Here is a 20146-nt window from a genome sequence, read left to right as displayed (position 1 = left end):
TTTTCACTCCAATCTGTTGGAATAATAGCTATTATTTTTTGTTTTTGTAGTAGTTGTAATCACAATATTCAAGTGATTTTGGATCTACATAACTTAAGTGGTGACTAGAGAACGTCATACGCCCAACTACACCAGGTTTAATAATTTCGTTGTATTTCTCTTCTGATAATTTAGGGGCAGTTTCTTGTACTTCTTTTACCCACTTATCATATTTCTCTTTAGTTTTTGCTTCAACTTCGAATTCCATGTGAGTAAATCCTTCACCTGAGAAGTTCGAGCTACGCCCTAGGTAAGAACCTGGTTTGTCAGCTTGTAAATATAAGTCCATAATCATGCCATCCATTGTATACTTCATACCACCAAGTTCTGGTACCCAGAAAGCATTCATTGGACCTACAGAAGTCAGTTTAAATTGAATTGGTACACCAGCTGGGATGTTTAAATAGTTAACGGTTTCAATTTTTTCCTCCGGGTAACTAAATAACCATTTCCAGTTTGCAGATGTAACATAAATTTCAACTGGTTTAATATGTTGGGACTCTTTCGGAACCTCTTCCGAAGCATAAGTTGCTTTTACTGTTGGAATCGATAATGCGATAACGATAATAACAGGAACAAGCGTCCAAACAATTTCTAATAATGTGTTACCGTGTTGATCAGGTGGCTCATAGTCCATATTCTCTGGTTTTTCACGATAACGAACCAAGATGACTGTAAACAGGATGAATACGATTGCGATAATTAATGACATAAGCACGAATGACCAAACAATTAAATCATATTGTGCTTTTGCAACAGGTCCTTGCGGATTTAATACTGCGAGTTTCTTATCACAGCCACCGAGGAACAGAAGTAATGATAACGGAAGAAGCGAAGCCAGCTTCCAAAACGTTTTCTTTAGTTGCACGATTGAAAATCTCCTTTCTCCTTGGATTGAAACTATGCCAATAAAACAATATAAACCTATTAATTTATAGAAGGCAATAGTTTTTGTGATATTGTTAAAAAATAGACACAAATGCACACTTTTTAAGGTGAATATCATTTGTAACTTGATTACATTGTAAACTATTTTCCAGAGAAAAACGTGATTGTGAAAATTTTAAGATAAATAAAGTTATACCAAGATATCCAAGAAATAGAAAAAAGCTATCTTATCATAAGAAAGATAGCTGAATATTTTGTATATTTAGTTTATTTTTTGTTTTATAGTTTGTTGTTGTTCAAATGTGACAACTTTTTTGTATTTAACTTGGTATAAAATGTAACAAATAATCATAAATGGAATCCCGCAATAAAGAGCAATTCTCTGATCTGGAATGAAAGCCAAACTGACAAAGGTAATGAAATTGAGTGAGAATGCTACAATTGGAACTACTGGATAAAGTGGTGTACGATATTTTAAATCGTTTATGTCGCCGCCATTTTTCACGAAATTTCTACGGAAGAAAAATTGTGAAGCTGCAATCGACATCCAAACGACAACGGCCGCCATTGCTGCAATAGATGTTAAAACTAAAAAGACAGTATCTGCTGCAAATACACTTGTTAATAAAGAAAGGCTTGCAAAAATCAGACTGAAAATCAATGCATTTAGCGGTACACCTTTTTTAGTTAACTTCGTAAAAGCTGGACTTGCCATTCCTTGTTTTGCCATCGCCCAAAGCATACGAGAATTCGCGTATAGACCAGAGTTAGCAACGGATAAGACAGCTGTAATAATAACAAAGTTCATAATGTCTGCTGCATATGGAATCCCAGCAATATCAAATACAAGTACAAATGGACTTTCGACTAGATTAGCTTCTTGCCATGGGAGTAAACCTACAACAACTGATATCGCTAAGACGAAGAAAAAGAGAGTTCGCCAAATTGTGTTTTTGATTGCTTTTGGAATTGTTTTTTCAGGATTTTCACTTTCTCCTGAAGCGATTCCGATTAATTCTGTTCCTTGGAAAGAGTAATTTACTGTAATCATCGTAAGAAGAACAGCTAATGCACCGTTTGGAAATAGTCCGCCATTTTCGGTGAAATTGTGAAGCATTGGAGCTGGTTTTCCGTTAAAGTCTAGCAGTCCAAACATAACTGCACCGCCAAGTACGATGAAAATAACAATTGTTGCAACTTTTACGCTAGCGAACCAAAATTCTGTTTCTGCATATGCTTTTGCAGATAAAGCGTTCACAAGAAAGAGTGCTGCTGCAAATGTAACACACCAAATCCACGAAGAAACGTCTGGAAACCAACGTTTCATTAAAATACTTACAGTTGTTAACTCTACACCAACTGTAACAGCCCAATTTAACCAATACATCCAACCGACGACAAATCCAAAACCAGGTGAAATAAATTTACTTGCGTAACTTTGAAATGAACCTGCTTCTGGCATAGCAACGGATAATTCGCCAAGACATAACATCGTCAAATACATAACAAATCCACCGACTAAAAATGCAAGAATAGCACCACCAGGTCCAGCGTTATGGACAATTTGACCAGCCCCCATAAAGAGACCCGTTCCGATGACACCACCAAGTGCAATCATAAATAGGTGTCTACTTTTCATTGTTCGTTTTAAATCTGTTTGTTCTACTTGTTGATTCATGTGCCCCTCACCCCGTTATTTTCTTGTATGCGTTAACTAGTTTTCATTCTTAGTTCTTAATCATTAGTGGGGGATGTAACACATACTCGGTTTATTTGTTATGAAATGAATGGAGTATGTAAAAAATGAACTATGATTAAATACTCTAAGAATGTTTATTAACATGGTGATATCTTTACTATGTTAATAATTTTGATTTTAGCAAAATGTTCTGAAAATGTATATTGTTTTTTCTTTTTATTAAAAATAATTGGAATCTTAAAACGATTGAAGTGTGAGCAATAATTCACAGAATCTTTCTAGTAAACTAGTGAGAAGAAAGGTACAATGGTAGAAGGTATGTCTGTAAAATAATAATTAATGGAGTTTTGTTTATAATGAAAAAGCTAAAATATCTTTTTGTTTTTGGAATTATACTAGCTACCGCGTTTTTTATAGGGAAAGATAAAATTATCCAAAAGGCGCAAGTGCTACGCTTAGATTTTCTATCTGAAATGAAAGAAGCGGCTATGATTGAAGATGTTCCATTTATAAAACAATTACCAGAATTACCTCGTGGATGTGAAGTGACAAGTTTGGCTATGTTGCTACAATATAAAGGTATACAAGTAGACAAGATGCAACTTGCTAGTGAAATTCACCGTGTCCCATTTGAACAAAATGGCTTGCGAGGAAATCCTTATGAGGGGTTTGTTGGAAATATTTATACGAAAGCAGAGCCAGGTTATGGTGTATATAATCAGCCGATTTTTAATTTAGCAGAAAAATATGTTCCTGAAAAAGTACTTAATTTAACGGGTAGAGAAGTGCAAGATGTATATAAAGTAATTAGCTCTGGTTCTCCGGTATGGGTTATTATTAATACAACGTTTAAACCACTAGCTGAAAGTAGTTTTGAAACATGGAATACGAGATCAGGAGAAGTGAAAATTACATATTATGAGCATAGTGCAGTAGTAATTGGATATGATCAAAACTTTGTATATGTAAATGATCCGCTTAAAAATAATCCGCGTTTTGCTGTTCCACGAGCAGAGTTCGAGAAAGCCTGGGAGCAAATGGGGAAACAAGCAATTACTATTTTATAAAAATAAAAGTCATCTTGTGATGGCTTTTTATTTTTATTATTTTATTATTGAAAATTCTGAAGATTCTTTTAAAAGTTAATAATTCGCGTTATAATAACATTTAACTTGGTGAAGAAGGAGAGAAGAGAAATGGATGTTGCAAAGGAACTTGTTTTGTCAAAGAATCAGTTGGTTGAGTGGAGAAGGCATTTTCATAAGTATCCAGAGTTATCTTTTCAAGAAGAGAAAACATCGCAGTTTGTATTCGATATACTTCAAAAAACCCCATATTTAGAAGTATCGAGGCCTACTAAATATAGTGTGATGGCAAAGTTAGTAGGTAAACAGCCTGGTAAAACCATTGCGGTTCGTGCTGATATGGATGCTCTTCCTATTCATGAAGAAAATGATTTTGACTTTATTTCTACATATCAAGGTGTGATGCATGCATGTGGCCATGATGGACACATGGCGATATTACTTGGTGTGGTACATAAGTTAGTAGATGCAAGAGAGAGAATTAAAGGAGAAATTCGCTTTTTATTTCAACATGCAGAAGAAAACTTTCCTGGCGGTGCAGAGGAAATGGTTGCGGCGGGGGTAATGGAAGGTGTGGATTATATTATTGGTGCGCACCTGTGGGCGTCGTTAGAGGTTGGCAAAGTAGGTGTAATTTATGGTCCTGCGATGGCTGCACCGGATGTTTTTAAAATTACGATAGAGGGGAAAGGTGGACATGCTGGGATCCCTCATGAAACAGTTGATAGTATTGCGATCGGTACACAAGTCGTTTCGCATATTCAGCAAATTGTATCGCGCCTCACGAATCCATTAGATTCTCTCGTGGTATCTGTTACACAATTCCATGCTGGGACAACCCATAATGTCATTCCGGAACAAGCGGAGATTGAAGGAACGGTAAGGAGTTTAAGACATGAATTACGAGAAGAAACAAAAGAGAAGATTGAACGGATTGTGAAACATATTACGGAATCTTACGGAGCGAAGTATACATTTTTTTACGAATATGGATATCGACCAGTTGTAAATGATTATGAAGTTACAGAGCTTATTGAACAGACGGCATTGCAGCTTTATGGAAGAGAACGAGTTGTTCGTTTACAACCAACGATGGCTGGAGAGGATTTTTCGGCATTTTTACAAAAGGCACCAGGGACATTCTTTTTTATCGGAGCAGGAAATAAAGAAAAAGGTATTATATATCCACATCACCATCCTCGTTTTACAATTGACGAAGACGCATTACCAATTGGAGTGGAAGTCTTTGTATCATCCATTATGAATTTTATAAGTAAAGGAGAATGAGATGAAGAAAATACACGTACTAGCGCTTATTCCAGTTTTTTGTTTAGTTGTTGGACCAGTATTTGCGAATTCAGTTACTCCTTACGTATTAGGGATGCCATTTTTATTATTTTGGATATTATTATCGGTACTTATTACGTCTCTTTGTATGGGGCTTGTGTACGTATTCGATCCTGCTAATAAGGGGGATGTATGATGACAGCATTACTTATCATTATTTTATTTTTATTTCTTGCACTATTTTTAGGGATTCGAGCACAACATGGAAAAGATATGAGTTTAGAGCAATGGTCAGTTGGAGGAAGAGGGTTTGGAACAATTTTCGTTTTTCTCCTTATGGCAGGAGAAATTTATACGACATTTACTTTTTTAGGCGGGAGTGGCTGGGCGTATAGTAAAGGAGCTCCTACTTTCTATATTTTAGGATATGGAGCATTAGCTTATATTTTATCGTATTTTTTATTGCCGCCAGTTTGGAAATATGCGAAAGAACATAACCTTGTTTCACAGCCAGATTTTTTTGCGAAGAAATATAGGAGTAAGACGCTTGGAATGATTGTTTCAATTATTGGTGTTATTTCTATCATTCCATATCTTGTTTTACAGTTAAAAGGATTGGGGATTATCGTTTCAGAAGCTTCTTATGGAAGGGTTTCACCTGTTATTGCAGTATGGATAGGGGCTATTGTTATAACTATATATGTAATGGTTTCGGGTATACATGGATCGGCTTGGACAGCTGCTTTGAAGGATATTATGATACTATTTATCGTTATGTTTTTAGGTATATATTTACCGTATCATTATTATGGAGGGTTTCAGCCGATGTTCGAAGCTGTAGAGGCTGCGAAACCAGGGTTTTTATCTTTACCTGAAGAAGGAATGAGTATTTCTTGGTTTGTTTCTACAATTATATTAACAGCCCTCGGTTTTTATATGTGGCCTCATACATTTGCTTCTGCTTTCTCCGCCAAAAGCGAAAAAGTATTTCGGAAAAATGCGGCGATTATGCCATTGTATTCTTTAGTTTTACTTTTTGTATTCTTTGCAGGATTTGCTGCTATTCTGCAAGTACCAGGATTAAAGGGAGCAGATGTAGATCTTTCATTATTTCGTCTTGCTTTACAAACCTTTGACCCTTGGTTTATTGGAATTATTGGAAGTGCGGGCGTATTAACGGCATTAGTTCCAGCATCCATGCTCGTGATGGCTGCTTCGACATTGCTAGCAAAAAATATTTACCGAACGATGTCCCCATCTGCTTCAGATAGACAAGTTGCTAAAGCGGCAAAATTATTTGTGCCTGTAGTAACGCTTGTAGCGGTTTTGTTTACCTTTAAAGGAGGCGAGACAATAGGGGCTCTTCTTTTAATGGGATACAGTATCGTTACGCAGCTTTTCCCTGCGCTTGTTTGTAGTTTGTTGCCACGCCAGATTATTACGAAGCAAGGGGCGATTGCTGGAATGGGGATTGGGTTGTTAGTTGTCGCATATATCACTTTATCAGGTTCTACTATAGCTACGTTATTTCCAAGTTTCCCGCAGTATATAAAAGATTTGAATGTAGGTATAGTCGCATTATTACTTAATATGATTGTGATGTTTGTAGTTAGTGGGTTTACGAAAAGTGTATCTATAAAGACAGACAATATAATAGTAGAAAAATAATTCGTGTATTAGAGCTATCTTTGAAAAGAGATAGCTCTTTTTTGTATATATTTCCTTCTATTAGCGGAATCTAACTAAAAACTTGTTGAAAAGGAAGTTAGGTGGGGAAATTGTTAGAGTTGACAGGTAACTTGTTTGAAGTTATGAAGAAAATCAGGGATGAGTTAGGTTCACCTAATGATTTAACAATTAGAGAAGTTGCTCTTGCTGGTAGCTTTACACATTGTGCGGTTGTTTTTTTATGTGGATTAACAGATAAGGATAATGTTTATAAATATGTAGTTCGTACGCTTCAATATGAAGAAATAGAAAAAGAAGCAGCTGTTGTTCAAACGTTATTGGATCGTTTTATTTCTATCGCAGAAGTCGGTATGAAGACAACGTTTCCGGATATTATAAATGCAATTCTAGCGGGAGACACAGTTATATTAATTGATAATATTCAAACCGCTATTGTTGTTAACAGTAGGGCTTGGGAAAAAAGAAGTTTAGAACCGCCAGTGACAGAAGATTTAATACGTGGACCGAGGGTTGGACTAAATGAAGATATTAATGTAAATAAAATGTTAATTCGCCGTAGTTTACGTGATCCAAAGCTACGATTTCAATCTTATATTATGGGGAAAAGATCGCAAAAAGAAGTGACCCTAGTATATATAGAAGATATTATTAATCCTTACATTGTAAAAGAGTTAGATCGTCGTCTTCAATCGATAGTGACAGATGTTGTTTTGGAAACAGGTACGATTGAACAATTAATTCAAGATAATAATTTATCGCCATTTCCGCAGTTTTTGAACACAGAAAGGCCTGATAATGTTGTGGCTTCATTAGCGAAAGGAAAGGCGGCTATTTTAGTAGACGGATCACCGTTTTCTCTTATTGCACCACTTGTATTTGTTGATATTTTTCAATCGGTAGAAGACCATTACGAGCGCTGGCTGATTGGGACGTTATTGAGAATTTTACGAATGATCTCTGGTATTATGGCGGTTTTGCTACCAGCGACATATGTAGCGCTTGTTTCGTATCACCAAGGACTTATTCCATCTAAATTGGCCTATTCAATTGCTGGAGCAAGAGAAGGTGTTCCGTTTCCAGCATATATTGAAACGTTAATGATGGCATTAACGATGGAGTTAATACGAGAAGCAGGAATTAGGTTGCCAAAACCGATGGGGCAAACGATTGGTATTGTAGGTGGTCTTGTAATTGGAGAAGCGGCGGTGAATGCCGGGATTGTAAATCCATTTTTAGTCATTATTATTGCAGTTACTGCAATTGCTACATTCTCGCTGCCTGTATATAGTATTACGATTACGTTTCGGATTTTACTTTTTGTCTTTGTATTTGCTGCGACAGCCTTTGGATTATATGGGATTATTTTAGCGCTTATTGCACTTACTGTTCATATTACGAATTTAAAAAGCGTTGGTGTACCGTATACAACTCCGATTGCTCCTGCATTTTATAAAGATTGGAAAGAAGAACTTATTCGTATGCCAAAATCGATGTTGAAAGAGAGACCGGAATATTTACAAACGAAAGACTCTACATTACGTCCAAAGGAGCGAGAATAATTGAAACCATTTGAGTATGGCGATGAAGAAATTGGATCTCGGGAACTTGGTTTTGCGGTATCGTCAACAATTATTGGTATAGGTGCACTATCTATGCCGCGAGATATCGCTATGCAAACTTTATTTTCGGATGGTTGGATTATTTTGCTTTTGGGTGGATTGATTTGTGCATTTTTAGGTTGGTTTGTAACGAAAGTAGCGATATTGTTTCCGAAACAAAACTTTGTTCAATATACAAGTGCTCATTTGACGAAGCCTGTTGCATATACAATTAGTATCATTTTAGTTTTAACTTTTGCTGCTTTGACAGCATATGAATCCCGAAAGATTGCGATTATTTCACAAACTTATTTATTTAGTGATACACCAATACAATTGTTATCCTTCTTTTTCTTATTAGTTGTGGTTTATGGAGTTGCTGGATCTAGGGCTGCCTTATTAAGATTAAACGTTTTATTTTTACCTATCGTTTTAATTGCGATAGTGCTGCTTTCCTTATTGAATGTGAACTTAATGGAAATAGATAATTTACTACCGGCTTTTCAAACGGGCATCACTCAATATGCTGTAGGAGTTAAAAATTCTATTTTTACGTTTATTGGATTTGAGGTAGCTCTGTTTTATGCTGTGATGTTGAACGATAAGACAGCGAAAAAAGCGCCAATGGCAGTTGCAAAAGCAGTGATGGTAAACGTGCTGTCGTACATTTTAATTTATGTAACTTGTATTAGTGTCTTTACATATATGACAACCCGTGGATTAACATATCCAACAATTGAATTAGGGAAAGAAATTGAAATTGGAGGAGGATTTTTAGAAAGGTTTGATGCGATTTTTTTTACGACTTGGATTATTACTATTTATAACACTACTGCAATGTATTATGACGTCGCATCTTTGTTGTTTTGTGCCATGTTTCCGAAAGTGAAGAAACATATTTTTATTTTCGTAAGTGCTCCTATTATTTTTATGGTGAATATGATACCTGGTAATTTAGATAGTTTATCAAGTTACGGAACGTATTTAGCTTGGATTGATATGGGTTTTGTCGTGTTAGCGCCTTTACTTGTTTTCATTGTATATAAAATAAAAAGAAGGAATGGTCGAAATGAAGCACCTTCTTAAAATTATGATAGTTATGGTTTTAGCTGGGTCTATCAGTGGGTGTTCTGAGTTAGAAGAGATAGAGGAAAGAGGATTTGTAGTAGGTGCAGCCTACGATATTGTGAAGGAGAAGAAATCGAATCCGATTATGAAAGGGACGTATCAGATGGTACTTCCCAGTAAGTTAACACAGCAAGGTGGACAAGGGAATGGAGACGGCGAAAACTATATTAATGTTAGTGCAAAAGCGGATAATGTTTTTGAGCAAATACGAATTATCGCTAAAAAAATTAGTCGTTCTTTATTCTTTCCACATATACAAGTGATAATTTTTTCTAAAGAATTACTTTCGAATCCATATATTTTACAAAATACGTTAGATGTATATATTCGCGATCATGAGATGAGGAGAAATATTCGTTTGTTCGTTTCTGAGAAAAATGCAGAGGCGATTTTAAAGCAAAGTGCAAAGCCTGAAAACTTACCAGCACAGTACATTGATATGTTAGCTGAACACCCTCCGAAAAATGCTCAAATGATTGAAGCTGCAAGAATTGGTGAAGTGCAGGAAAAAATGATTGCAAACCAGAGCTTTGCGTTACCGATTCTAGAATTAACAAAACAAGGGGTGCAAATGGAAGGTGCAGCTTTATTCCGTGGAAAGGATAATAAGTGTGTGGGAAGCTTGAGTGGAGAACAAACATTAGGGATGAACTATGTAATAGGTAAAAAAATTGGAGGTTTTTTTACCATCCGTAAAAAGGATCAACTTATTACATATGAAATTCATAAGATGCGTCGAAAAATTAAAGTATCTACGAAAAATGTTACAAAACCGAAGTTTGATATTCATTTATCTCTGGAAGGGACTTTGGCTGAGTTACATTTTAGTGATCATAAACAAGTTATGAGCGAAAAGAAGTTAAGGGAAGATATTTCAAAGGAAATGGAGAAGCGGATCCAAAAATCAATTAAGCTTGTCCAAAAAAAATATAAGGTAGATGTATTAGCTTTAGGAGAAGTGTATAAACGGCATAACTATAAAGAGTGGAAAAAAATAAGTAAGAATTGGGATCAAGGCGAAAATTATTTTAGTAATGTTGAAATTACTGTTCATGTTCATCCAACAATTGAACATTCGGGTTCGGCATTACCGAAGAGAGTGAAATAAGGTGATGTAAGTTGTTTACTGGATTAGGAATTAGTTGCACGATATTAATGGCGGTTCTTCCGGGAGCTATATACTTCATTCATAAAAAAATTACAACGTATGGAGCACAGCCTTGGAATACTGATGTGCAAAAAAAGAAACCTGAATAATTTCAGGTTTCTTTTACGTAAAGCATACGTGAAGGGGGATACCTTCATGTATGCTTTGTTTATACAAGCCCTAACCAATGTACCAATTGTGTAGAGAGGAATGTAACAACAATGGCAATTACGGTAGGGATTGCAAACGATAAGAATGTCCATTTTGCACTTTTTGTTTCTTTATATATGTTAACTAGTGTTGTTCCGCACGGGAAATGAAGAAGTGAGAACAACATTGTGTTTAACGCTGTTAACCAAGTCCAACCATTTTCTAAGAATAGATTTTTAATTTGGTTAAAATCATCTATCTCAGTTAAAGCTCCAGTTGATAAGTAAGACATTAATAAAATCGGGATAACAATTTCATTCGCTGGTAGTCCAAGAATGAATGCAGCTAGAATAAAGCCGTCAAGTCCTAACATTTTAGCAAATGGATCTAGGAAGTTTACAAAATTCATAAGTAAGCTTGTGTCACTAACAAAAATATTAGCGAGAATCCAAGTTAATACAGCGGCAGGTGCAGCTACAATTACAGCTCGTTTTAAAACATATACTGATTTATCGAGCGTTGAACGTACAATTGTATTCCAAATTTTTGGTTTACGGTATGGTGGTAACTCTAACGTATAGTGAGTTGGAACGCCTTTTAGAGCGGTTTTTGATAAAACCCAAGAAACAGTTAAAGTTACAATAACGCCAATTACAACCATTCCAACGACAACGCTGGCAGTAACAAGTGTTTGCATGCTGCCTGTATATCCAGCAGCCATAAATAATGAGGCCATTAAGATTAATGTAGGCCAGCGTCCATTACATGGGACGAAGTTGTTTGTTAAAATGGCAAGCATACGCTCACGTGGTGATTCAATAATACGTGTTGACATAATAGCGGCAGCGTTACAGCCAAACCCCATTGCCATAGTTAAAGATTGTTTCCCATGCGCGCCAGAGCGTTTAAATAAACGATCCATGTTAAACGCAACGCGTGGTAAATATCCATAGTTTTCTAATAGAGCAAACATAGGGAAGAAGATTGCCATAGGTGGTAACATAACGCTAATAACGGCTCCGGTACCACGGAATAAACCAAGTATTAAAACGCCATGTAGCCATTCTGGTGCATGCATTGCTTGGAACCAAGATGTTAAATATCCTTCGACCCAGCCGAAAAATTCAGCAATCATCTCGGATGGAACGTTAGCGCCTGCAATTGTAAGATAAAATATAATTGATAAAATACCGAGCATAATTGGGAATCCCCAAATTGGAGATGTGAAAATTTTATCTAGTTTTTCAGAACGATACAATTTATCAGTATTTGTATATTGAACAGATTCTTTACAGATGCTCGCAGATGTTCGGTAAATATCTCCGACAATATCATCTCTTATATCTTCTTTTGAAAGTGTTTGAGCGTGTTGAATAATATAGTCTAATGGAAGAGCTTTACTGGCTGAGTGAGATTCCATTAATTACGACCTCCCTTACAAGTGGTTCGTTATGGTGTTTTTGAAGTGAAGTTAAGAAATTTTTATCTCCATCTAATATACGTAATGCAATCCAACGTGCTGGATACGTATCACCGAACACTTTATAAATTTGTGGTTCTAATTCCTGAATCATATTTTCGATTTTTTCGCTATAAGTAATTTTAATTGGTGTTGGGATTAGTTTTTTATTTGCTACTTTCGCGATGACACTTAGTAAATGACCAATGCCCACTCGGTTACGAGCGGAAATTTTAACTACAGGTACACCGAGTGATTTTGCTAATTTCTTTTCATCAATAACGATTCCCTTTTTCTCGGCTTCATCAATTAAGTTAATACAAATGACTACGTTGCTCGTCATTTCCATCACTTGGAGTGCCAAATTTAAATTTCTCTCTATAGCAGTTGCGTCTATAACAACTACAGTTACTTCTGGTTTTTCAAATATAATATAATCTCTCGCTACTTCTTCATCCGCAGAATTTGAATATAGTGAGTAAGTTCCAGGTAAATCTATTAATGTATATTTACTTCCGTTATGTTCATATTCCCCTTCAGCTTTTAAAACAGTTTTGCCCGTCCAGTTTCCAGTATGTTGTTTTAAGCCTGTTAAAGTATTAAATAATGTACTTTTCCCGGTATTCGGGTTGCCAGCTAAAGCAATACGATGTTTGCTCATCTGAAATCATCTCCTATTAATACCCCGAAAATAAGGGAGCTTTCTTCTTTACGCAGTGCGATAGTTGTGTTGCTTACTTGATAAGCGACTGGATCTCCAAGTGGACTGCGCTGTAATACTTTAATCGTTGCCCCAGGGATAAATCCTAAATCTAATAAACGTCGTTTCATAGTTCCTTCTAATTGTATCTTTTCAATTTGTACAAATTCCCCTGTGCTAAATTCGGAAAGAGGTTTAGTATTAGCCGATACCATAAAAGTTACCTCATCTCTATATTGTTAGTTTTGGTTTAAAAAGTTTCCTTAGGTAAACTTTTTGTTAGTAATATAGTAGACTACAGTGGATGATGCTGTCAATCAGTACTTTAAAAATATTCATTTATTTTTAGAATTGTTCCAATTTATTTAGTTGTACCGAAAAATATTACTGAAATTCTTCTTAATGTAAATAAAGTAAGAGTGTAAAAGTTGAAAAATATAAGGGAATTGTAAATATAGTTTTAATCTAAAGGGCAAAATAAAGAAAAATATTTACATGGGATTTACATTGTTAAGAATAAATTTACAATACTGTGTGATTAGTGTGGGTTTTGTTGGCTGTTTTAACTGTAAATGTTGGAATGCTTAGCTTTTTTGGGATGTTATCTCTATTTACTTAAACTTAAAAATTGCTTAACACTCACATAATATTGTTGTCCTACAATGAATTTGTGTTCGAAAGAAAATGAATTCGAAAAGCGATAATCCAAATGGGGGTACAAGACATGGTTATGAAAAAAGGTATTAAATTTTCTTTAGCAGCTTTAGTTGTGGCAGGTGCATTAGTTGGATGTGGAAAAGCAGAAGATACGGCTAGTAAAGATAGTGCTAAAGGAAGCGATAATGCAAAACAAGAATTATCAGGTACGATTGCAGCGGCTGGTTCTACAGCTCTTCTACCTCTTGCGGAGGAAGCTGGAAAGAAATTCATGGAGGAAAATTCAAAAGTTTCTATTCAAGTTCAAGGTGGCGGTAGCGGAACTGGGATTAACCAAGTAGCTTCTGGTGCAGTACAAATTGGTAATTCAGATGTTCCATCTGGAGATAAGATAAAAGATGCTGAAAAAGCAAAAGAATTGGTAGATAACAAGGTTGCGGGTATCGCATTCGCACTTGTCGTAAATAAAGATGTAAAAGTGGATAACTTAACAGTACAACAAGTACAAGATATCTTCACTGGAAAAGTAACGAACTGGAAAGAAGTAGGCGGAAAAGATGAAAAAATCAACGTAATTAATCGTCCAGCTTCATCTGGTACACGTGCTACATTTGAAAAAACGGTTATGAAAGACGCGAAAATTAATGACGGAACTGGTACAACACAAGATTCTAACGGTGCGGTAGAGCAAGCGATCAATTCTACGCCAGGCTCAGTAAGCTATTTAGCAATGTCTTACATGGTTGGTGATAAAAAAGATGCATTACAAACAGTTAAAATTGATGGTGCTGAACCGAAAGTTGAAAACATTTCGTCTGGTAAATATCCATTCTGGTCTTACGAATATATGGTAACAAAAGGTGAAGCGAAAGAAGCAACAAAAGCTTACATTGACTATGTAAAAGGTAAAGACTTTGAAAAGCAAGTAGAAGATATGGGTTACATTCCAATGTCTAAATTAAATAAGTAATTAAATTTATGGGGCTGGCTGCAAGGCCAGTCCTGTTCATTTCAATCTGTGAAGTGGGGTCTGTCCTGTGATGAAGGGGAAAAAACAAATTAATTACGTAAAGAGTGAATATATAGGAAGATCACTTGTTACGTTTTGTGGTATTTTAATTGTCTTAATTACATTAGCTATTATTGCGTTTATTTGCGGTAAAGGAATTCAATCTTTTACGCAAAGTGGTATCTCATTTACTGAGATGTTAACATCGACAAAATGGAATCCAAATGCTGACGAAGGAAGCTTCGGGGCTTTGATTTTTATTGTAGGTTCAACAGTTGTTTCGTTAGGTGCGGTTATTATTAGTGCGCCGATTGCTATAGCTCTTGCTATATTCATGAATTTAATTTCGCCGAAGTTTGGAAATAAAGTATTGAAGCCTGTTTTAGAATTATTAGTTGGTATTCCTTCAGTTGTATACGGATTATTAGGGGTTACGATTTTAGTTCCGTTATTACGTGATTCATTTGGGGGAGTAGGTTTTAGTTTAATTGCAGGTATTATTGTACTAAGTATTATGATTTTACCTACTATTGCTAGTATCGCTTCTGATGCAATACGCTCTGTTCCGTTTGATTATTTAGAAGCTTCTTATGGTCTAGGATCAACGAAATGGCAAGCAGTTAGCCGAGTGATTGTTCCTGCTGCTAAAAAAGGGATTTTAACAGGTATTGTTTTAGGTTTAGCGCGTGCTTTTGGTGAAGCGTTAGCGGTTCAAATGGTAATCGGAAATACGATTAAATTACCAGAAGGAATATATAGTCCGACAGCAACGTTAACAGGTATTTTGACGATGGATATGACAAATACATTGAACGGAACTGCTTGGAACAACGCGCTATGGACTTTAGCGATGATTTTACTTGTTATTTCATTCCTGTTTATTTTAGTAATTCGAGCGATTGGACAAAGAGGTGAGCGATAATAATGAATGCAAGAACGGTAAATAAAGTTTGGACGGGTATCTTTTATGCGGTTGCGGCTTTAGTTGTAGCGCTGCTAGTGTTCTTGGTGTTTGAAATTTTACAAAAGGGATGGGGATTTTGGGATCCTGATTTCTTGTTTGGAGAACCAAGCAATACAAGAGCTGGTGGTGGAATTGGTCCGCAGTTATTCAATTCCTTCTACATGCTTGTTATAACGCTTGTTATATCTATTCCTCTTGGGTTAGGTGCTGGAATATATTTAGCCGAGTATGCAAAACAAGGACGTTTTTTAAGTTTTGTTCGTTTATGTATTGAGACAATGGCGTCTTTACCTTCTATTGTTGTTGGTTTATTCGGTTTGTTAGTGTTCGTTACAATGACAGGCTGGGGATACACAGTAATGGGTGGTGCTCTTGCTTTAACTATTTTAAACTTACCAGGTTTAACACGTGTTTGTGAAAATGCGATTTCAGAAGTTCCTCATAATGTAAAAGAGGCAAGTCTTGGATTAGGTGCAACAAAGTGGCAAACGATCGCTCGTATTATTATTCCGTCATCATTACCACAAATTATTACAGGGATTATTTTAGCGGCGGGTCGTATATTCGGGGAAGCGGCAGCATTAATTTACACAGCGGGTTTAACATCTCCAATTTTAAATTCAGCAGCGGATTTATCGAGCCCTTCGCATCCTTTAAATCCATTTAGACCAGCTGAAACGTTAGCGGTTCACATTTGGAAGTTAAATTCTGAAGGGGTTATCCCAGATGCAAAGTTAATTGCGACAAAATCTGCCGCTGTATTAATTATTATGGTATTACTATTCAATATTATTTCACGTTTTATAGCATCTGTATTACACAAGCGTTTTACAGGAACGAAAAGAAAAAGTAAAACGACGAAAAAAGTAAAAGCGGCATAAGTTGCAAAGAAGAACTCTCTATTTATAAGTAGGGAGTTCTCTTGTATAGAAGGAATGGATGATTATATTGATAGGTAGAGAAAAAGGCGTTATCTTCGTTCGTGAAGATAACGCCTTTTTGCTTTAAATATCGGGTGTTTCTGTAGAGGTGCTTATTTTTCTGCGAGAGCGTCTTTTTCTCCCGATTTTATCTAATAGTTCATACATAACGGGAACGACTACTAATGTAAGAACGGTTGAGACTGCCAAACCACCGATTACAACAACAGCTAGACTTTTTGATACCATACTTCCTGCTTGAGATTGCCCGAAGAGAAGAGGAAGCATAGCGACGATTGTTGTAATGGCTGTCATAATAATTGGGCGTAATCTAGTGGAACCAGCTTCTAGTAAAGCTTCTCTTGTTTCCATACCGTGTTCTCTGTTTTGTTGCACTCTTTCTATTAATACAATAGCATTTGTAACGACTATTCCGATTAACATTAATGCGCCAATCAATGAATTTACATCAACAGGTGTTCTTGAAATAATTAATCCTAGAATACCGCCGACAGCAGCTAATGGTAAAGAGAATAAAATCGCGAAAGGAGCACGTGCTTGCCCGAAGGTGATAACCATAATTAAATATACAATCCCAATTGCAATCCCCATAATTTTGAATAAATCTGTGAAGTTCTCTTGCATAGACTCGGTAGCACCTGCGATATTTACTTTTGCTCCGCTAGGTAAATCTAAGTCGGCTATCGCCTTGTTTACTTCTGCGCTTATTTTACTTAAATCTTCACTTGAAGCTTCTGCAATAATTTGTATCGTTTCTTTCCCGTCTTTATGGAAGATTTCTGTTTGAAGTTGCTTTTCTGAAATAGTTGCAATGTCTTTTAAAGGAATTGGTCCGTTAATAGGTGATAGTATGTTTGTGTTTAGAATATCTGCTTGTTTGTTAATGGATTCCTTCTTGTGTTCTATCATAATAGTTGTTTTTTCATTATTAATTGAGATTTCCCCGATAGGTGATTTTTTCATAAGGAATGCTACTTGTTGTGCTACTAATTCTGGTGTTAAACCGAGTTGTTCAGCTTTTGTTTGATCGATATGAATTTGCCATTCTTTTTTAGATTCTTCTATATTTGTTTTTACTTTGGAGAGAGAGTCCATGCTTTTTAGTTTTGTTTCGACGATGTTCGCGGCCTTTTTTAAATTTGTTTCGTTAGTAGCTGTTACATTAAATTGTAAGTTGTTTCCGCCTCCAGAGTCGGAGTAACTCGTTTTTATATAATCAAGTTCAGCTGGTTCGAAAGCTGTCTGTTCTTTTTTTAACTCTTTAATATATTGGTCGATGTCAGATCCTTTTTTAAAGACTACAAATATAGTTGCAAGATTGTTTTTAATTGTCTGTCCCCATTGTGCATCTTCTGCGCTGGATCCCATTCGTAAAATAACATCTGTTACATCAGGGTTAGAGAGCAATTTTTTTTCGAAATCAAAGGCTTTTTGTTTTTTAGCTTCAGACTCATAATCGGTTGGGAATGTCATGTTAACGGATAGCATTGTATCATCTTCAGACTTTATGTTTGCTTTCGGTAGTAGTATGTAAGCGGCGATTGATCCTGCGAATAATAAAAAAGAAGTAAGTAGAATGATAAATTTATGAGAAAGAGCCCATTTTAATGTAGCGACATATCTTGGTGAAGAACTCGGCTTACGATGCTTTGTTTTTTTGAGTAGTAAAAAAGCCATAAGTGGAACAACTGTTAATGCAACGATTAAGGAAGATAAAATAGAATATACAACTGCTAATACCATAGGTAACATGAGTTTGCCGATTGCTCCTGATACGAGACCGATAGGTAAAAAAACTGCGACTGTCGTTAAAGTAGAAGAGGTGATTGCGACAGCGACCTCTTTCGTTGCATCAAGAATAATATCTTTAGAGAAAGCTTCTTTTTGTAAACGGCGGAAAATATTTTCAATGACAACGATACTATCATCAACGAGACGTCCAACTGCAACAGCTAAGCCGCCAAGAGTTAAAATGTTAAGTGTGATGTTAGATTGATGGAGTAAAAATAGTGTTAATAAAATAGATAATGGAATACTGACGACAGCGATGAGTGTCGTTCGAAAGCTACGTAAAAAGATTAAGATAATTAGAGTTGCAGCAATTGCTCCGAGTATTACTTCCTTTCCCATACTAGTAACTGCATTTTCAACTTGCTCATGAGTTGAGGCTAAAAGCTTAATAGAAAACTGATCTTTATATTGCTTACTTATATCTTTAATTTTTTTATCAATCTCTTTTCCGATTGCAACCGCGTTTTTACTCGGCTCTTTCATGATGATTAATCCGGTTCCTTCTTCTCCGTTTATGTGCGATATTGTATCGTAGTGTTGTTTGAGTTCGATTTGAGCGATATCTTGCAATTTCACTTGAGGTGCTACGGTGATGTTTTTAATCTCATTTATATTTTTTATTTCCCCGATGACACGAAGATTGTATTCTTCTTTATTAACGGTAATTCCTCCGGTGGGAGTGGAAGTATCTTTTCCTTGTAAAACTTTTAATACTCGATCTGATGTTACGTTTTTATCTTTTAGTTTGCTAGGGTCAAGAACGATGGATAATTCAGAAGTTGATTTTCCGAAAAACATGACATTGGCAACGCCATCAATGCTTTCGAGTTGTGGTACGATTTCTTTCTCGATTTGTTTTTCGTCAGCTTTTGAAAATCCGTTTTGCTTCTGGATGGTAATTTGAGCGAGTGGAATCATAGAAGTGTTTAATTGGCTAACTACGGGCTTAGTTACATCCTTAGGTAATTTAATCGTATTAATTGCTTTTTCAACTTCGCGTGCCGCGTCTTTCATGTTTGCCTTGGATGTATATGCAATGTCGATGCGTGATAATCCTTCGTATGTGGAAGAAGTGATGCCATCGATGTGTTCTAAATTACGAAATTGTTTTTCGAGTGGATCAGTTACGTCCTTGGTCATCGTTTCAGCATCGAGCCCTTGAGATAATGTTGTAACAGTTATTGCGGGGTTATCGATGCTGGGTAAAAATTCCATAGGTAATTTAGAACCGGAATAAACGCCGAGTATGGAAATGAGAAAAACCATGATGATAATAGCAGCTCGGTTTTTTAATGAAAATTTTGTTAACCTATCCATAAGATAATTCCTCCAGTGGTTTATTTATAGTTTTGTGGGCACTTTCTTACTATATAACAAAAAATGGATATTTTTCATTAATTAAATGTAAAAAAATTCTAACAATAATCTTAAGTTAATGTTTTTGTGGAGATGTTATTATTTGTAGAAAGTGAAATGTTTGATTGGAGAGGGAAGTGTTCATTCGATTTTCTTTTTAATGTAGGGTGATTCGTTTCTTGCGGCTAGTTTATATCGTTATTCTATAGAGAGGTAAATGGCTATGAACTTTAATATAGAAGAGAATGAAAATATGGGGAGTTATTGTGAAACACAGTTTGGTTGATCAGAGTGTATGGGTGTACAATCAAAATACCTGTTTTCAGTAGAGAGGATAAGGAGTCTTTTTATAGAAGAAAGTAGGATAGATAATTTTTTTGTTTTTTTTATAAAAAACACTTGTTATTTAAAAATCATGATGGTATATTAATAAACGTCGCTGATGCACAAACGCAGAAAACGACAAAAAAGAAATTAAAAAACATGATTGACATCGAAAACTGAAGATGTTAATATGATGAAGTCGCTCTTGAGCGGCGGACAAGTTCTTTGAAAACTG

17 protein-coding genes are annotated in these 20146 nt (G+C 35.8%); 11 read left to right on the top strand and 6 right to left on the bottom strand.

What is annotated here, in order from left to right; genetic code table 11:
• Positions 1-31: 31 nt before the first annotated feature.
• Together COI75_RS02665 and COI75_RS02660 are read right to left on the bottom strand one after the other, a co-directional pair.
• Positions 32-907, bottom strand: coding sequence for a cytochrome aa3 quinol oxidase subunit II (locus COI75_RS02665; RefSeq protein WP_001176184.1), 876 nt, complete (start codon positions 905-907; stop codon positions 32-34).
• A 282-nt stretch (positions 908-1189) separates the two neighbouring features.
• A complete protein-coding gene (locus COI75_RS02660; protein WP_001076067.1) occupies positions 1190-2605 on the bottom strand; it encodes an amino acid permease in 1416 nt (471 codons plus the stop codon).
• Between the two features lie 377 nt (positions 2606-2982).
• Here COI75_RS02660 and COI75_RS02655 point away from each other — a divergent pair, with 377 nt between their 5' ends.
• The 8 genes from COI75_RS02655 to COI75_RS26755 all read left to right on the top strand — a co-directional run bounded on the left by COI75_RS02655 (position 2983) and on the right by COI75_RS26755 (position 10670).
• Positions 2983-3693, top strand: a complete 711-nt coding sequence (locus COI75_RS02655) for a C39 family peptidase (RefSeq protein WP_000734494.1) — start codon at positions 2983-2985, stop codon at positions 3691-3693.
• A gap of 129 nt (positions 3694-3822) precedes the next feature.
• Positions 3823-4998, top strand: a complete 1176-nt coding sequence (locus COI75_RS02650; protein ID WP_000382120.1) for an amidohydrolase — start codon at positions 3823-3825, stop codon at positions 4996-4998.
• A gap of 1 nt (position 4999) precedes the next feature.
• Positions 5000-5194: a DUF3311 domain-containing protein gene (locus COI75_RS02645; protein ID WP_000719860.1), complete on the top strand. Its 195-nt coding sequence runs from the start codon at positions 5000-5002 to the stop codon at positions 5192-5194.
• Complete coding sequence (locus COI75_RS02640) at positions 5194-6666, top strand: sodium:solute symporter family protein (protein WP_000125942.1); 1473 nt, start codon at positions 5194-5196, stop codon at positions 6664-6666. The genes COI75_RS02645 and COI75_RS02640 overlap by 1 nt, the downstream gene beginning before the upstream one ends.
• Positions 6667-6767: 101 nt before the next feature.
• Positions 6768-8246, top strand: coding sequence for a spore germination protein GerLA (gerLA, locus tag COI75_RS02635; RefSeq protein WP_170958506.1), 1479 nt, complete (start codon positions 6768-6770; stop codon positions 8244-8246).
• On the top strand, positions 8247-9371 hold the full coding sequence (locus COI75_RS02630; protein WP_000802030.1) for an endospore germination permease: 1125 nt from the start codon (positions 8247-8249) through the stop codon (positions 9369-9371).
• Positions 9355-10521: a Ger(x)C family spore germination protein gene (locus COI75_RS02625; protein ID WP_000681662.1), complete on the top strand. Its 1167-nt coding sequence runs from the start codon at positions 9355-9357 to the stop codon at positions 10519-10521. Before COI75_RS02630 ends, COI75_RS02625 begins: the two co-directional genes overlap by 17 nt.
• Positions 10522-10532: 11 nt before the next feature.
• Positions 10533-10670, top strand: coding sequence for a hypothetical protein (locus COI75_RS26755; RefSeq protein ID WP_000493986.1), 138 nt, complete (start codon positions 10533-10535; stop codon positions 10668-10670).
• 59 nt (positions 10671-10729) lie between these two features.
• Here the strand turns inward: COI75_RS26755 and COI75_RS02615 are convergent, their stop codons facing one another.
• The 3 genes from COI75_RS02615 to COI75_RS02605 are packed head-to-tail and all read right to left on the bottom strand — an operon-like array spanning position 10730 to position 13084.
• Complete coding sequence (locus COI75_RS02615) at positions 10730-12130, bottom strand: nucleoside recognition domain-containing protein (protein ID WP_098448217.1); 1401 nt, start codon at positions 12128-12130, stop codon at positions 10730-10732.
• On the bottom strand, positions 12108-12830 hold the full coding sequence (locus COI75_RS02610; protein ID WP_000033843.1) for a FeoB small GTPase domain-containing protein: 723 nt from the start codon (positions 12828-12830) through the stop codon (positions 12108-12110). The genes COI75_RS02615 and COI75_RS02610 overlap by 23 nt, the downstream gene beginning before the upstream one ends.
• On the bottom strand, positions 12827-13084 hold the full coding sequence (locus COI75_RS02605; protein WP_000252993.1) for a FeoA family protein: 258 nt from the start codon (positions 13082-13084) through the stop codon (positions 12827-12829). Before COI75_RS02605 ends, COI75_RS02610 begins: the two co-directional genes overlap by 4 nt.
• A gap of 509 nt (positions 13085-13593) precedes the next feature.
• Between COI75_RS02605 and COI75_RS02600 the strand changes: the two genes are divergently transcribed.
• The 3 genes from COI75_RS02600 (at position 13594) to pstA (ending at position 16380) form a co-directional block, all read left to right on the top strand.
• A complete protein-coding gene (locus COI75_RS02600) occupies positions 13594-14496 on the top strand; it encodes a phosphate ABC transporter substrate-binding protein PstS family protein (RefSeq protein ID WP_000245103.1) in 903 nt (300 codons plus the stop codon).
• A gap of 70 nt (positions 14497-14566) precedes the next feature.
• Entirely contained in the window at positions 14567-15457 is an 891-nt protein-coding gene (gene pstC / locus COI75_RS02595; RefSeq protein ID WP_000676685.1) for a phosphate ABC transporter permease subunit PstC, read from the top strand.
• 2 nt (positions 15458-15459) lie between these two features.
• The gene (gene pstA / locus COI75_RS02590) at positions 15460-16380 is read left to right on the top strand and encodes a phosphate ABC transporter permease PstA (RefSeq protein ID WP_000994137.1); all 921 of its coding nucleotides are present in this window, start codon (positions 15460-15462) and stop codon (positions 16378-16380) included.
• Between the two features lie 123 nt (positions 16381-16503).
• Here the strand turns inward: pstA and COI75_RS02585 are convergent, their stop codons facing one another.
• Entirely contained in the window at positions 16504-19548 is a 3045-nt protein-coding gene (locus COI75_RS02585; protein WP_098448216.1) for an efflux RND transporter permease subunit, read from the bottom strand.
• Positions 19549-20146: the final 598 nt, after the last annotated feature.

It is taken from the genome of Bacillus cereus, assembly GCF_002564555.1.
Taxonomy (GTDB): Bacteria; Bacillota; Bacilli; order Bacillales; family Bacillaceae_G; genus Bacillus_A; species Bacillus_A cereus_K.
The sequence above is the reverse complement of the archived record's forward strand: the minus strand, read 5'-3'. Positions and strand labels throughout refer to the sequence as shown.